Origin of the sequence: Paraburkholderia flava (assembly GCF_004359985.1) — a bacterium.
GTDB classification, from domain to species: domain Bacteria; phylum Pseudomonadota; class Gammaproteobacteria; order Burkholderiales; family Burkholderiaceae; genus Paraburkholderia; species Paraburkholderia flava.
Genome location: NZ_SMRO01000003.1, coordinates 104,823 through 118,990, shown reverse-complemented (window position 1 = coordinate 118,990; position 14,168 = coordinate 104,823). Strand labels below are relative to the sequence as shown.

Annotated in this window: 13 protein-coding genes and 1 riboswitch; of the genes, 9 read left to right on the top strand and 4 right to left on the bottom strand. The window is 65.3% G+C overall.

Features of this window, described 5'->3' with window-relative positions; translation table 11 throughout:
• Positions 1 to 18 precede the first annotated feature (18 nt).
• The gene (gene fliK / locus E1748_RS22950) at positions 19 to 1,632 is read left to right on the top strand and encodes a flagellar hook-length control protein FliK (RefSeq protein WP_133649582.1); all 1,614 of its coding nucleotides are present in this window, start codon (positions 19 to 21) and stop codon (positions 1,630 to 1,632) included.
• Complete coding sequence (locus E1748_RS22945) at positions 1,629 to 1,952, top strand: EscU/YscU/HrcU family type III secretion system export apparatus switch protein (RefSeq protein WP_133649581.1); 324 nt, start codon at positions 1,629 to 1,631, stop codon at positions 1,950 to 1,952. Before fliK ends, E1748_RS22945 begins: the two co-directional genes overlap by 4 nt.
• Before the next feature lie 14 nt (positions 1,953 to 1,966).
• Here the strand turns inward: E1748_RS22945 and E1748_RS22940 are convergent, their stop codons facing one another.
• Both E1748_RS22940 and E1748_RS22935 read right to left on the bottom strand, forming a co-directional pair.
• Positions 1,967 to 3,385, bottom strand: a complete 1,419-nt coding sequence (locus E1748_RS22940; RefSeq protein WP_133649580.1) for a coniferyl aldehyde dehydrogenase — start codon at positions 3,383 to 3,385, stop codon at positions 1,967 to 1,969.
• A 76-nt stretch (positions 3,386 to 3,461) separates the two neighbouring features.
• Positions 3,462 to 5,150, bottom strand: coding sequence for an isovaleryl-CoA dehydrogenase (locus tag E1748_RS22935; protein ID WP_133649579.1), 1,689 nt, complete (start codon positions 5,148 to 5,150; stop codon positions 3,462 to 3,464).
• 342 nt (positions 5,151 to 5,492) lie between these two features.
• On the opposite strand from E1748_RS22935, the gene E1748_RS22930 reads away from it, so the two are divergent.
• Positions 5,493 to 7,121, top strand: coding sequence for a GMC family oxidoreductase (locus tag E1748_RS22930; RefSeq protein WP_133649578.1), 1,629 nt, complete (start codon positions 5,493 to 5,495; stop codon positions 7,119 to 7,121).
• 154 nt (positions 7,122 to 7,275) lie between these two features.
• Here E1748_RS22930 and E1748_RS22925 read toward each other — a convergent pair whose 3' ends face one another.
• Positions 7,276 to 8,064 (bottom strand): DUF3601 domain-containing protein, encoded by a 789-nt coding sequence (locus tag E1748_RS22925; RefSeq protein WP_166653623.1) that lies wholly within the window; start codon positions 8,062 to 8,064, stop codon positions 7,276 to 7,278.
• A gap of 223 nt (positions 8,065 to 8,287) precedes the next feature.
• Here E1748_RS22925 and E1748_RS22920 point away from each other — a divergent pair, with 223 nt between their 5' ends.
• Positions 8,288 to 8,665: a hypothetical protein gene (locus E1748_RS22920; RefSeq protein WP_133649576.1), complete on the top strand. Its 378-nt coding sequence runs from the start codon at positions 8,288 to 8,290 to the stop codon at positions 8,663 to 8,665.
• A gap of 64 nt (positions 8,666 to 8,729) precedes the next feature.
• Here the strand turns inward: E1748_RS22920 and E1748_RS22915 are convergent, their stop codons facing one another.
• Positions 8,730 to 9,668, bottom strand: a complete 939-nt coding sequence (locus E1748_RS22915) for a LysR family transcriptional regulator (protein ID WP_133649575.1) — start codon at positions 9,666 to 9,668, stop codon at positions 8,730 to 8,732.
• A 178-nt stretch (positions 9,669 to 9,846) separates the two neighbouring features.
• Here E1748_RS22915 and E1748_RS22910 point away from each other — a divergent pair, with 178 nt between their 5' ends.
• From E1748_RS22910 to metF, 5 genes are all read left to right on the top strand, one after another.
• Positions 9,847 to 10,284: a CidA/LrgA family protein gene (locus E1748_RS22910; RefSeq protein WP_133650492.1), complete on the top strand. Its 438-nt coding sequence runs from the start codon at positions 9,847 to 9,849 to the stop codon at positions 10,282 to 10,284.
• 29 nt (positions 10,285 to 10,313) lie between these two features.
• Positions 10,314 to 11,036, top strand: coding sequence for an LrgB family protein (locus E1748_RS22905; protein ID WP_133649574.1), 723 nt, complete (start codon positions 10,314 to 10,316; stop codon positions 11,034 to 11,036).
• 72 nt (positions 11,037 to 11,108) lie between these two features.
• Positions 11,109 to 11,225: riboswitch (S-adenosyl-L-homocysteine riboswitch) on the top strand.
• Positions 11,226 to 11,256: 31 nt separating this feature from the next.
• Complete coding sequence (gene ahcY / locus E1748_RS22900; protein WP_133649573.1) at positions 11,257 to 12,678, top strand: adenosylhomocysteinase; 1,422 nt, start codon at positions 11,257 to 11,259, stop codon at positions 12,676 to 12,678.
• A 162-nt stretch (positions 12,679 to 12,840) separates the two neighbouring features.
• Complete coding sequence (locus E1748_RS22895; protein ID WP_133649572.1) at positions 12,841 to 13,194, top strand: phage holin family protein; 354 nt, start codon at positions 12,841 to 12,843, stop codon at positions 13,192 to 13,194.
• 30 nt (positions 13,195 to 13,224) lie between these two features.
• The gene (metF, locus tag E1748_RS22890; RefSeq protein WP_133649571.1) at positions 13,225 to 14,055 is read left to right on the top strand and encodes a methylenetetrahydrofolate reductase [NAD(P)H]; all 831 of its coding nucleotides are present in this window, start codon (positions 13,225 to 13,227) and stop codon (positions 14,053 to 14,055) included.
• The last annotated feature ends 113 nt before the right edge of the window (positions 14,056 to 14,168 follow it).

Genomic DNA, 14,168 nt, shown 5'->3' with positions numbered 1-14,168 from the left:
GCGACGAAGGAATTCGGCATGAACGGAATCGACACGGTCGTCGCCTCGCTGCTCGCGAGCCGGGTCGACAGCCTGTTGTCCGGCAATGCCGCCGGCGACGCGCTCGCGTCGCGGACCGGTGCGTCTTCTCTTAGCGTCGATACCCCTGCTGTTTCGTTGCCGCTGCTTTCGGGCAGTGGCGGACCGCAGGCGTCCGCGCAGACCGCGCTGTCTGCGGTTGCGCTGACGCTCGATGCGATCGTTCGCTCGGGTGGTGAAGCGACGCCTGCTGTGGTTGGGCAGGCTCCGGTGTGGCCGAATGCGCCGGTGCCGGCTTCTATCCCGCTGTCGACGTTGGCCGCTGCTGCGCGGCTTAGTGTGCCGTTGCCGTTGTTCGACGGCGCAGCGTCTTCTTCCGGCGAGGCGGCAGCTTCTTCTTCCGCGGCGTCCCAACTGAATGCTTCGACCGCGCAGCCGACGACAGCCTCGGCTGCTGTGTCTGCTGCCGCCGCCGCGCAATGGCCGGTGGCCGCGCTTGCCGCCGCGCTCGAACAGACGGTCGCCGACAGCGGTCTCTTCTACGAAGCGCATCTCGTGCAGTGGCTCGCGGGCCAACGCTCGCCGGCGGCGCTGGCGGGCGAACCGCAGAACCGTCTCGCGACCGCCGCGCAGCAATTACCGCTCGACTGGGCCGGCAACGTGGATGGTTCCGCGTGGTCGGATGCGGCTGCGGCGTTGCGCGCGGGTTTGCCGTTGCCTTCTTCTTCATTGCCTTCTGCGCCGCCGGGTAGTCCGCAGACACCGAACCAGGGCGCCGCTCAAAACCCATCGTCGATGCAGACATCGGCGCAGACCGCCGCGCAAACCGCGGCCCAGGCAGCGCAGGCCGGTGCGCCCGGGCTCGCTGCCGCGCATTCGCAGGCGAGCGCGAATTTGCCGCCCGCGTCGCTGCGTTTTCTCGCCGCCGATGTGGCCGCGCTCGCGACGAGTCCGCACGCCACTGCGCATCAGGCGGCGGCGCAGTCGGATCCTGCACAGTCGATTGCCGCATCGATTCATGCGGCGACGCTTCCGCTCGTGCGTCAGCAGCTCGATCTGCTCGCGACCGGACAATTCCGCTGGACCGGCGAGGCATGGCCCGGCGCGCGACTCGACTGGACCATCGAACAGGATGACGACGGACGCGGTCGCGACGGATCGGATGGCGCATCGGCCGACGATATTCCGTGGCGCACGCGCCTCACGCTGTCGCTGCCGACGCTCGGCACGGTCGATGCCGAACTCACGCTCACCGGCACGCAACTGTTCGCGCGCGTGCAGGCGAGCGCCGGTGGCGCGACGCGGCTCGCCGAGCACGGGGAGTCGTTCCGTCAACGGCTCGCGGCGGTGGGCATTGCTTTGGGGGCGCTGTCGATTCGCGAGATCGGCGGTGGAGCGACGGTCGTGAGTGGAACCGACGCGAGCGGCGCGGGTGGTGCGCAGGACGTGCACGATGCGCCGCCGCGCGTGACGCCGCAGGCGGCTGCGAACGCATATGCGCGTTCGGCTTCGGCGGCGGCCGGTGAAGCGGCTCGTGTAGCGCGTGCTGGATCAGCGGCGCAAACCGACCCGTCGATACCGCACGTCGACGATTTCGACTGGGACATGCAATGAGCCGCACCAGTCGAAAAAGCGCCGCCGCGCTGAGCTACGACGCGCAGAACGCGGACGCTGCGCCGCGTGTGGTCGCGAAGGGCTACGGGCTCGTCGCGGAGATGATCGTGCAGCGCGCGAAGGAAGCGGGCCTCTACGTGCACGAGGCGCCGCAGATGGTGTCGCTGCTGATGCAGGTCGACCTCGATTCGCGGATTCCGCCGCAGCTGTATCAGGCCGTCGCGGAACTGCTCGCGTGGCTGCATCGGCTGGAAAGCGGCACGCCGGACGATGCGACGCAGACACCTGTACCGGTGCCTGTGCCGTACCGGCGGAAATAACCGCGCGCCGCGCTCTAGAACCGCAGCATCACCTTCAACAACGCATGAAAACGCTTGCCGTACGGCGGCGAGATCAGCCCGCGCGCATTGAAGCGCGCCTGCGTCAGCACCGGCTTCATCTGCGAGAACGCCGCGAAACCCTCATACCCGTGATACGCGCCCATGCCGCTCGCGCCGACGCCGCCGAACGGCAGACTCTCGCACGCGATGTGCATCAAGGTTTCGTTGATCGCCATGCCGCCCGCGATCGTCTCGCGCGTGACGCGTTCGATTGTCGCGCGGTCGTCGTCGTACAGATACAGCGACAGCGGACGGGGACGCGCGTTGATCCACGCGATCGCATCGTCGAGCGTGTCGTACGGGACGATCGGCAGCAGCGGCCCGAAGATCTCTTCCTGCATCAGCCTCGTGTGCTCGGGTGCACCGGTCACCGCGACCGGCGGAAAGCGTCGCGCGGTGGGATCGGCGGGCGCGTCGGAGAGCGGATGTAGTTGCGCGCCCGCTTCGACGGCTTCGTCGGCGAGGCGTTGCAGCCGCGCGTAATGGCGGTCCGACACGATCGACGTGTAGTCCGGATTGCGCGCGAAGTCCGGGTACAGCTTCGCCATCCGCGCTTTCGCGCGCGCGATGAACGCGGCTTCCTTGCCGCGTTGCACGAGCACGTAGTCGGGCGCGATGCAGGTCTGCCCCGCGTTCAGCGTCTTGCCGGCGAGCAGACTGTCGACCGCGTAGTCGAAGCGCGCATGCGGCCCGACGATCACCGGCGACTTGCCGCCGAGTTCGAGTGTGACCGGCGTGAGATTTTCGGCGGCGGCGCGCATCACGTCGTGACCGACCTTCGTCGAGCCGGTGAACAGCAGATGATCGAACGGCAGCGCGCTGAACGCGGCGGCGATTTGTGCATCGCCGTTCACGACCGCGACGTGATCGCGCGCGAAGGTCTGGCCGATCAGCTGTTCGAACAGCGCGGACGTGCGCGGCGTGAGTTCGGACATCTTGATCATCGCGCGATTGCCGGCGGTGAGCGCGCTGATCAGCGGACCGGCCGCGAGCAGCACCGGATAATTCCACGGCACGATGATGCCGACGACACCAAGCGGTTGCGGCACCACGCGCGCGCGCGCAGGCATCAGCCATTTGTTGGTGCTGCGACGCTGCGGACGCATCCAGCGTTTGCCGTGTCGTAGCGCGGCATCGATCTCTTCTTTCGCGACGAAGAACTCGGCGAGCAGCACCTCGGCTTTCGATCGATTGCCGAAGTCCGCGTGCATCGCATCGGCGAGTGCGTCGCGGTTGTCGAGCAGCATTGCGCGCAAGGCCTTTAGATGACCTTTGCGTGTTTCCCATGACGGGAACGGTGCGCGCAGGTAGGCGAGGCGTTGTTCGCGCAGCAGTGCGTCGAGTGCGGCGGTGTCGGGTAGATCGTTTTTCATGTGTTCTCTCTCCTCCTCTTGTTCGAATCTCTATGACGAACGCATGTGCCTGCGTTACGTTGGTCAAGCTGCAACATCACGCCGGAAACGCCCGCGCCACAATCGCCGCATGATCGAACGACGCCGGCAGTGTGCCGTACACGCGACCACTGTCGCCGGCACCATCCGCGAGCCGCGTCGCGATGAACGCATCGGCGACGTAAGACGGCGCGTGCTTCACGAGCAACGTCGCCTGCGCGATGAGTACGAGTTGCTGCGCGATGCGGCGCGCCGATGCTTCGCGTGCATCGGGTGCATCATTCAGTGCTGCCAGAAAACGTTCGAGCGCCGCGCCGAGTGCAGGATGCGCATGCGCATGCGCATGCGCGTCCGCACGCCACGCAGCGAGCAGCGCCTGTGCCGCATCGGGCTCACGTTCGATCGCGCGCAACACGTCGAGACACATCACGTTGCCGGAGCCTTCCCAGATCGAGTTGACCGGCGCCTCGCGATAGAAGCGCGCCATCGGACCTTCCTCGACGTAGCCGTTGCCGCCCCACACCTCCATCGCTTCGCCGGTGAATTCGAGCGTGCGCTTGCAGACCCAGTACTTCGCGGCGGGCGTCACGATGCGGCGCCACGCGCGTTCTTCGGGCGCGTTCGTCGCGTTCTCGAATGCGTGCGCGAGACGCATGAACAGCACCGTCGCCGCTTCCGATTCGAGCGCGAGATCGGCGAGCACGTTGCGCATCAGCGGCTGATCCGCCAGATGCCGGCCGAACGCGCTGCGATGCCGCGCGTGATGCACGGCCTGCACAAGTGCCGCGCGCATCAGCGCCGCGCTGCCGATCACGCAGTCGAGCCGCGTGTAGTTCGCCATCTCGATGATGGTCGGCACGCCGCGGCCTTCGTCGCCGATCATCGTGCCCCACGCGTCGAGAAATTCGACCTCGCTGCTCGCATTCGAGCGATTGCCGAGCTTGTCCTTCAGACGCTGCACCTGGACCGCGTTCTTGCTGCCGTCGGGTGCGAAGCGCGGCACGAAGAAGCACGACAGGCCCTCGTGATCGTCGGTGCGCGCGAGCACCAGATGCGCGTCGCACTGCGGCGCAGAAAAGAACCACTTGTGACCGACGAGCCGATAGCCCGCGCCGCGTCCACCGCTACCGTTCTCGGCGTAGGCATGCGTGCGATTGCTGCGCACATCGGAGCCGCCCTGTTTCTCGGTCATCCCCATGCCGATCATCGCGGATGTCTTCTGTGCGAGCGGCACGTCGCGCGGATCGTGCGTACGTGAGTAGAGCTTGTCGCGCAGCGTGTCGAACAACGCGGGCTCGCGTTGCAGCACGGGGATGCTCGCGAACGTCATCGTCAGCGGACACAGCGAACCGGATTCGAGCTGCGCATGCAGGAAGTAGCCGGCGCAGCGCGCGGCCATCGCGCCGTTTTGCGGATCGGAGAACGGCAGCGCATGCAGTCCCTCGCGACGCAGCAGTCCGAGCAGCGTGTGCCACGCCGGATGGAATTCGAGCGCGTCGATGCGTTCGCCGCGTGGGCTATGCGTGAAGAGTTCGGGCGTGTGGCGATTGGCGAGCGACGCGAGCGCGATCGTGTCGGGCGAACCGAGTTCGGCACCGTCGCGCAGCAGGGCCTCGCGATGCCAGCCCGCACCGTCGCGTTCGAGTGCGTCGGCGAGCGCGGCATCGGTGGCGAACAGGTTGTAGTCCGCGAGCGGCGGAACCTGATTCGTCACTTCGTGTGTGATGCCTGGGCCGTGCCGTTCCATTGCTGTCTCCATGCTGTCGTGGGCATGCTTCGTGTTTCGATGCGCCGGTTTGCGCCTGGCTCGCAGTGTCTGCGCGTGCGGCTTGTTTCATCGGGGCGTCGCGTGCCTGTCGTGCTGCGAGTGCGTGCGGCACACGCTGTTTGAACCGGCAGGAAGCCGGGCCGACGATGCCGGCCGCGTCTTTCATCATAGGGGTAGGGCCTCGCGCCGTTTAGAGGAATCGCTCTGACGTCGAGCGCCGCGCGCGCCGCCGCGCTCCCTACAATGCGGCTTGAAACACACGTAGACAAGTGTGCACGAGACATGGCGTGCGAGCAACGCGCGCGACTGAGGGAGGCTTCGATGCAATACGACTACATCATCGTGGGCGCGGGTTCCGGCGGCTGTTCGCTGGCGAGCCGGCTCGCGGACCGCTGCCCCGACGCGACGATCGCGTTGATCGAAGCGGGGCCGCACACCGACCGCAATCTGTTCGTCAACATGCCGACCGGCGTCGCGGCGGTCGTGCCGTACAAGCTGAAGACCAACTACGGTTTCGAAACCGAACCGCAGCCGGGACTCGCCGGACGACGCGGCTATCAGCCACGCGGTCGCGGCTTCGGCGGATCGAGTGCGATCAACGCGATGATCTACACGCGCGGTCATCCGCTCGATTACGACGAATGGGCCGAACTCGGTTGCACCGGCTGGTCGTGGCAGGACGTGCTGCCGTACTTCCGTCGCGCGGAAGGCAACGAGCGCGGCGCCGACGCGCTGCACGGCGCGGACGGCCCGCTGACGGTCAGCGATCTGCGCTTTCGCAATCCGTTTTCGCAGCGCTTCGTGCAGGCGGCGCTCGAAGCCGGCTATCGCGCGAACCCCGATTTCAACGGACCGGACCAGGAAGGCGTCGGCTTCTATCAGGTGACGCAACGCGACGGCCGACGCTGCAGCGTCGCGCGCGCATACGTGTACGACCGCGCGCGGCCGAACCTGCATACGATCGCCGATGCGACCGTGCTGCGCGTGACCTTCGACGGCACGCGCGCGAGCGGTGTCGAAGTCGTGCGCGGCGGTCGCACCGAAATACTCGAGGCGCGCGCAGAAGTCGTGCTTGCGGCGGGCGCGTTCAATACGCCGCAACTGCTGATGTGTTCGGGCATCGGACCCGCCGAGCATCTGCGCGCATTCGGTGTGCGCGTGCTGCACGATGCGCCGGACGTCGGACAGAACCTGATCGATCACATCGACTTCACGATCAACAAGCGCGTGCGCTCGATCGAGCCGACCGGCATCTCGCTGCGAGGTATTGCGCGAATGGTCCCGCAGTTCGTCGAATTTTCGCGGCATGGTCGCGGGATGCTGTCGAGCAACGTCGCGGAGGCGGGCGGTTTCGTGAAGAGCCGTCCGACGCTCGACCGGCCCGATCTGCAACTGCATTTCTGCGCGGCACTCGTCGACGATCACAACCGTCACATGCACTGGGGGCACGGCTATTCGCTGCACGTATGCGTGCTGCGGCCGAAGAGTCGCGGCACCGTCGCACTCGCGAGTGCGGATGCACGCGTCGCGCCGCGTATCGATCCGCGTTTCTTCAGCGACTCGCGCGATCTCGATCTGCTGGTCGATGGTGCGCATATCGCGCGACGCATTCTCGATGCGCCTTCGCTTGCGCTGTGCGGTGGTAAAGAGCTGTACACGGATCCGGGGCAAAGCGATGCGGAACTGCGCGACACGATCGCCGCGCACGCGGACACGATCTATCACCCGGTCGCCACGTGCCGGATGGGCAGCGATGAGCGCTCGGTGGTCGATCCGCAGTTGCGTGTGCGTGGGGTGTCGGGGCTGCGGATCGTCGATGCATCGGTGATGCCGACGCTGATCGGCGGGAATACGAATGCGCCGACGGTGATGATCGGGGAGCGGGCGGCGGAGTTGATTGCAGAGGCGCGTCGCGTGAGCGAGACGGCGGCGGAGAAGGTGATGGCTTGATGGGGCGAGGTGAATCGATGGGAGTCGAAGCAGACGTGTTCCATCGATTCGCCGTCGTGAATGTCTGGCATCGCGAGTGCCGAGGGAATCGCGCAGGCATGTGCTGTTGGAAACCGTGCATCGTCGCATGACGCGACGATGCTGTGCGGCGACGCTACCTCCAACCACGCAGCCTGCGAACATCGAGCACGCGATCGCGACGGTCGAAATCGATTGCCGTACCCGAGCGCAAACGGATGCCCGCGAACGTCGCGTGCACATAGGTCCAGGTCGTCGCCGCCGCGCTGGACGGGAATAGCTCCATCTGTCTATCGGGTTTGCCGAGCAGCGCTTCGACCGACGCCGCCGGCAACCCGATCGGCACGGCAGCGCGCAGCGCCTGCCATTGCCGCGCGGCATGCATGCGCAGACCCAGCAGCACACCCACGACAAGACCCACAAGAGCACCACCGAGCGCGATCGCAGTCGACATCCGCGCAGCCTCACCGTCGTACATCGATACCGCGATCGCATAACCCGCAACCGCACCGACGACCACACCCGGCAACGCGGTGACGGCGAGCGAGCGTGCAGCACTCGATGCCGTGCCGGGCGAAACGGCAGGCGTCGCCGGTATGGGCGGTGGCGAGCCCGCGTCGTTCTCCTTCACCTCGACCACATGCTGCGCGAGCGTGGCGATGATCGCCGCCTGCTCTTCCGGTCGATCCTGCAGACGGATGTGCCATTCCTGCTTGCCGTCCAGCGAAACGAACAGCGACAGCCCATCGTCGTACGGCAAGAAATTGCTGCCGAGAAACGTCCAGCGTTCGCCGGGCATGTGCATGTCGCCGTCATAATCGACGAACGGGCGCTGCACTTCGTAGCGGCGTCCGGGGATCAGCGTGCCGTAGCTGCGTGCCGGCGTCTGCGCGGTCCACGTCTGCGGCGCTCGGGGTCCTTGCATGTCGACGGGTTCCTTCTGTTGTTGATGATCTACAGGTGTCGCGTCGCGGCATCGCACCTTCGCGAATCCACCTTGCCCGCCGCTACAATCCATCCCGAACCTCTAACGACCAGGAGAACCGGCATGAGACAACTTTTCCATCCCTCGCTCAAGCGCCTCGCCGTCGGCGCCGCTTCCGCGCAACGGCTGGCATCGTCGCATGCAGCATCATCGAGGTTCATCCATGTTTCAACCCATCGAGGAGTACGCGAAGCACGCGGTACTTAACATCGGTCAGGCCGCGCAGGGCATCCGCTATTTCTACTCGCATCCGGATGTCGATCGCGTCGCGCGTAGAGGCAGTTTGCGGCACTTCCGTCTGTCCGTTGCGCTACGTTCGAAACGTATCGTCAACGATCTGTTCTTCGCGCTGTTGCCGCCGCGCTGGCATCACTCGAAAGAAGAGCTGGAAGTCATGACGCGCGTGCCCTTAGGGCGCTGGTTCCTGTGCGGCTACTGCGCATGGCGGTTTACCGAAACGGGCGAATACAAGGCGCACTTGCCGCCGGATATCGACCGCCGCTGGGACCCGCGCTGCGAACACGATCCGCACGCTGACTGATCGTTGCACTTCACGTTTCAAGATTGACGACGCCCGTCCCGCTCACTCGCGAGGCGGGCGTTTTCTATTTCGCGGCCGGATGCTTCAGGGCGGCCGGCATGGGCATGAACTCATCATCCGTCTGCGCGGCTAACGTCTCACGCGCGACCTCGAGCCACGCACGCGCCGCATGTGACAGGTAGCCGTTGCGTCGCCAGCCGATCGCCATCTCCCACGGAATCTCCGGCTCGACCACCGGACAGCACGCGAGCTGCGCGGTATCGAGCCGTCGACAGTACGGCTCGGGCAGCAGCGCGATGCCGACGCCTGCCTGCACGAGCGCGGCCATGAAGTCCCAATGCGCGCTACGGCCGACGATCGTCGGCGCGAAACCGGCGGTGCGGCACGCGTTCAGCACGACGTCGTTCAGCGCGAGGCTTTCGCCGTAGAACACGAACGGCTCGCTCGCGAGATCGGCGAGCCGCACCTGCTGCGCGCCATCCCAGCGCGAGCCGCGACGCGCGACGAGCCACAGCAGTTGACGCGACATCGGCAGCACGTCGATCGTCTCGGGATCGACCGGTTGCAGCACGCCGCCCAGTTCGAGTTCGCCGCTGATCAGCGCGGTCTCGATCCCACGTGAGCCCTGCTCGAACAGCTTCAGATCGATCTTCGGATAACGCTGCCGGAACGCTGCGATGGCCGGCGTGAAGAGCGCGCCGCCCATCGGCGGGATGCCGATGGTCAGTTCGCCGCGACCGAGTTTGTCGAGATCGTTGAGTTCGGCCTGCAGCTGCGCATGCGCGGCGAGCACGTCCTGGCCGCGCTGGAACACGATGCGTCCGGCGTCGGTGAGCACCATCTGGCGACCGTCGCGCAGCAGCAGCGGCGAGCCGACTTCGTCCTCGAGTGCCTTGACCATCTTGCTGATGGTCGGCTGCGTGACGAACATCTGCTCGGCCGCGACGGTGAAGCTCTGCTGACGAACGACTTCGACGAAATAGCGGAGTGCGCGCAGTTCCACGGCAAGTAGCTCCTCGACGGTGAGATTCCGATTCGGAATGAAGAAGATGATTCTAAGTCATTATATTTATGTCAAGGGGCTCCCTATACTCAAGGTCATCGGAAATCACTAGGGGTTTGCCATGATCGGCCGCTTGTTTGCCTTGCTGTCTCGTTTGCCTTTCTTCGGCAAGAGCGGCATGCAGCGCATCGCGCGAATCGGCCGGATCGCAGTGCAGAGCGCAGCGCTCGGCGCGGTGTGGTTCGCCGCCGACTTCGTCGTGCGCACGCTCGACCTGCCGCTGCCCGGCGGCGTGGTCGGTCTGATCGCGCTGTTGGCGCTGCTGTTCTGCGGCGGCGTCGCGCCGCGTTGGGTCAAGGCCGGTGCCGACTGGCTGCTGTCCGACATGCTGCTGTTCTTCATCCCGGCGGCGGTCGCGGCCGTGCAGTACGGCGGGCTATTTCGCGAAGACGGCTGGCGCCTCGCGCTGGTCGTGATCGGCGGGACGTTGATGGTGATGATTGCCGTCGCGTTCGCGGTCGAGCAGGCGGCTCGGCTTGAACGCCGCGTCGCATTGCGGCGCGTGCGGGTCGCGCGCGTGATCGAATCGCGTGGCCCTTCGTACCAACAGTACTGACCGCACCCACCTCTCGACCAGGCCATCCGATGAGCACCCTCTACGCGTCACTCTTCGCCGACGACGCCTCGCGCCTGATCGCGGCCGGTTGCTTCGTGCTGACGGTTGCGCTGTATTTCGCGTCGAAGGCGCTGTACGCGCGCTATCCGTCGCCGTGGCTGACGCCGCTTGTTTCGGTGCCCGCTGTGCTCGCCGCGATCGTGCTGGTCGCGCACATTCCGTACGCGGTCTACTTCCGCGACACCCGCTGGCTGATGTGGCTGCTCGGGCCCGCGACCGTCGCGTTCGCGGTGCCTATCTACGAATACCGCGCGCTGTTAAAGCAGCACTGGATCTCGCTTGCGGTGGGTGTCGGTGTCGGTGTGGTGGTGGCGGTCGGTGGATCGCTCGTGCTCGCGAAACTGCTGCATCTGTCGCCGGATCTGCAGCGCAGCCTGATGACGCGCTCGATCTCGACGCCGTTCGCGCTCGCAGTGTCCGACCGGATCCACGCGCCGCGCGAGTTGACCGCGTTGTTCGTGATCGCGACCGGTGTCTGCGGGATGCTGTTCGGCGAGATCGTGCTGGCGTTGCTGCCGCTGCGCACGCGGCTCGCGCGCGGCGCGCTGTTCGGTGCGGCCGCGCACGGCGTCGGCACCGCGAAGGCGCGCGAGCTGGGTAGCGAGGAAGGCGTCGTCGCGAGCCTGACGATGATGATCGCCGGCATCGTGATGGTGCTGGCCGCGCCGCTGCTCGGCTTCCTGCCGGTTTAGTTCTCTCGCTTAGCGATTTCTCTGCGCGAAAGCCCCCGCCGCAGTCATCCCGATTTGCTACAATCGCGTTTCGCCTCCGAGGAGCGTTGCGACGGGTTCTACCCGCCAGGCTCGGAGGCTTTCAATCCGGGTGGTCTGAAGCCTGTTGTAAGTGCTTCTTACCCCCGCATCGAACGGCGCTCACGTCAAATTTCTAGTCATTTTTAGAAAGGAGGGCGTGATGAACGCCGCAGTTCACGATTCCAAAAACTCCAAAGATTTCGTCGTTGCAGACCTGTCGCTTGCCGACTGGGGCCGCAAGGAACTCGACATCGCTGAAACCGAAATGCCCGGCCTCGTGCAGACGCGCGAAGAGTACAAGGCGCAGCAGCCGCTGAAGGGCGCGCGCATCGCCGGTTCGCTGCACATGACGATCCAGACCGGCGTGCTGATCGAGACGCTGACCGCGCTCGGCGCGGATGTGCGCTGGGCATCGTGCAACATCTTCTCGACGCAGGACCACGCTGCCGCCGCGATCGCGAAGGGCGGCACGCCGGTGTTCGCATTCAAGGGCGAATCGCTCGACGAATACTGGGAGTTCTCGCACCGCATCTTCGAATGGCCGAACGGTCAGTTCGCCAACATGATCCTCGACGACGGCGGCGATGCAACGCTGCTGCTGATCCTCGGCTCGAAGGCAGAGAAAGATCGCTCGGTGATCTCGAAGCCGACCAACGAGGAAGAAGTCGCGCTGTACAAGTCGATCGCTTCGCACCTCGATGCGGACCCGGTGTGGTACTCGACGCGTCTCGCGCACATCAAGGGCGTCACCGAAGAAACGACGACCGGCGTGCACCGTCTGTATCAGATGGAAAAGGAAGGGCGTCTGCCGTTCCCGGCGATCAACGTGAACGACTCGGTCACGAAGTCGAAGTTCGACAACCTGTACGGCTGCCGCGAGTCGCTCGTCGACGGCATCAAGCGCGCAACCGACGTGATGATCGCAGGCAAGATCGCGGTCGTCGCGGGTTACGGCGACGTGGGCAAGGGCTGCGCGCAATCGCTGCGCGGTCTGGGCGCGACGGTGTGGGTCACCGAAATCGATCCGATCTGCGCACTGCAGGCAGCGATGGAAGGCTATCGTGTCGTCACGATGGAATACGCGGCGGATAAGGCCGACATTTTCGTCACGGCGACCGGCAACTATCACGTGATCGGCCACGACCACATGAAGGCGATGCGCCACAACGCGATCGTCTGCAACATCGGCCACTTCGATTCGGAAATCGATATCGCGTCGACCCGTCAGTACAAGTGGGACAACATCAAGCCGCAAGTCGACCACATCATTTTCCCGGACGGCAAGCGCGTGATCCTGCTGGCTGAAGGCCGCCTCGTGAACCTCGGCTGCGCGACGGGTCACCCGTCGTTCGTGATGTCGAACTCGTTCACGAACCAGACGCTCGCGCAGATCGAACTGTTCACCGAAGGCAACAAGTACGAGAACAAGGTGTACGTGCTGCCGAAGCAACTCGACGAAAAGGTCGCGCGTCTGCATCTGGCGCGCATCGGCGCGAACCTGACCGTGCTGTCCGACGAACAGGCCGGCTACATCGGCGTCGACAAGAGCGGTCCGTACAAGCCGAACCACTACCGCTACTGATCGCTGATCCCGTGCACATGGCCCGCTGCTGCAACGCGGGTCGTGTGCGCGGCGGTCAACGCGTAGCGATGCAAAGCTGTTAACAAAGCGGGGCGGCGGATATCGCAAGCACGGTGCCCGCCGCATTCGTCTTCCGGACCACTCGTCTTCGAGGAGCTCTTCATGTCTCTACTGCTGACCTGGCTCGTCAACGCGCTCGCGCTGCTGATCATCACGTACATCGTTCCGTCGATCCACATCCGCAGCTTCGGTACCGCGCTGATCGTCGCGATCGTGCTCGGGCTGATCAATGCGGTGCTGCGTCCGGTGCTGATCCTGCTGACGCTGCCCGTGACGATACTCACGCTCGGCCTCTTCATCCTCGTCGTCAATGCGCTGTGCTTCTGGCTGTGCGCATCGCTGCTGAAGGGATTCGAAGTGTCGGGTTTCTGGTCCGCATTCTTCGGCTCGATTCTGTACAGCATCGTGTCGTGGCTGCTGTCCGCGCTCATTTTCGGTAACCGTTCGCTCGGTTAACGCCGAAGCTACCGGTCACCCTCCAGAATCATGAATCCGATAGAACTGTCATTCGAATTCTTCCCGCCGAAAACGGCGGAAGGCGTCGACAAGCTGCGTGCGACGCGCGCGCAGCTCGCGCCGCTGAAGCCGAAATTCGTGTCCGTCACGTTCGGCGCAGGCGGCTCGACGCAGCAAGGCACGCTCGATACCGTCGTCGATATGGCGAAGGAAGGTCTCGACGCGGCGCCGCACCTGTCGTGCATCGGCTCGTCGCGTGAAAGCCTGCGCGGCATTCTCAACGAGTACCGCTCGCACGGCATCCGTCACATCGTCGCGTTGCGCGGCGATCTGCCCTCGGGCATGGGCGAAGTCGGCGAACTGCGTCACGCGTCCGAACTGGTGAGCTTCATCCGCTCCGAGTTCGGCGACTGGTTCTTCATCGAGGTGGCCGGCTATCCGGAATACCACCCGCAGGCGCGCTCGCCGCGTCACGACATGGAGAACTTCGCGCGCAAGGTGAAGGCGGGCGCGAACTCGGCGATCACGCAGTACTTCTTCAACGCGGACGCGTACTTCCGTTTCGTCGACGATGCGCGCAAGCTCGGTGTCGATGTGCCGATCGTGCCGGGCATCATGCCGATCACGAACTTCTCGCAGCTGATGCGCTTCTCCGAAATGTGCGGCGCCGAAGTGCCGCGCTGGGTCGCGCGTCGTCTGGAAAGTTTCGGCGACGACCGCGAAGCGATCCGCGCGTTCGGGCTCGACGTGGTGACCGACCTGTGCCGTCGGCTGATCGGTGCGGGCGTGCCGGGACTGCACTTCTACACGCTGAACGGTGCGGCCGCGACGAAGTCGATCTGCGAACGGCTCGCGGTCTGATCCCTGCTGTTCCGCCGCGCCGGGTGTCCGGCGCGGCTTCTTCCCTGCTTCTTTCGCTGCTATTTCCCGGCTTCTTTCCCTTTCCTTCCATTTCCCCGCGAACGGGCTCGACG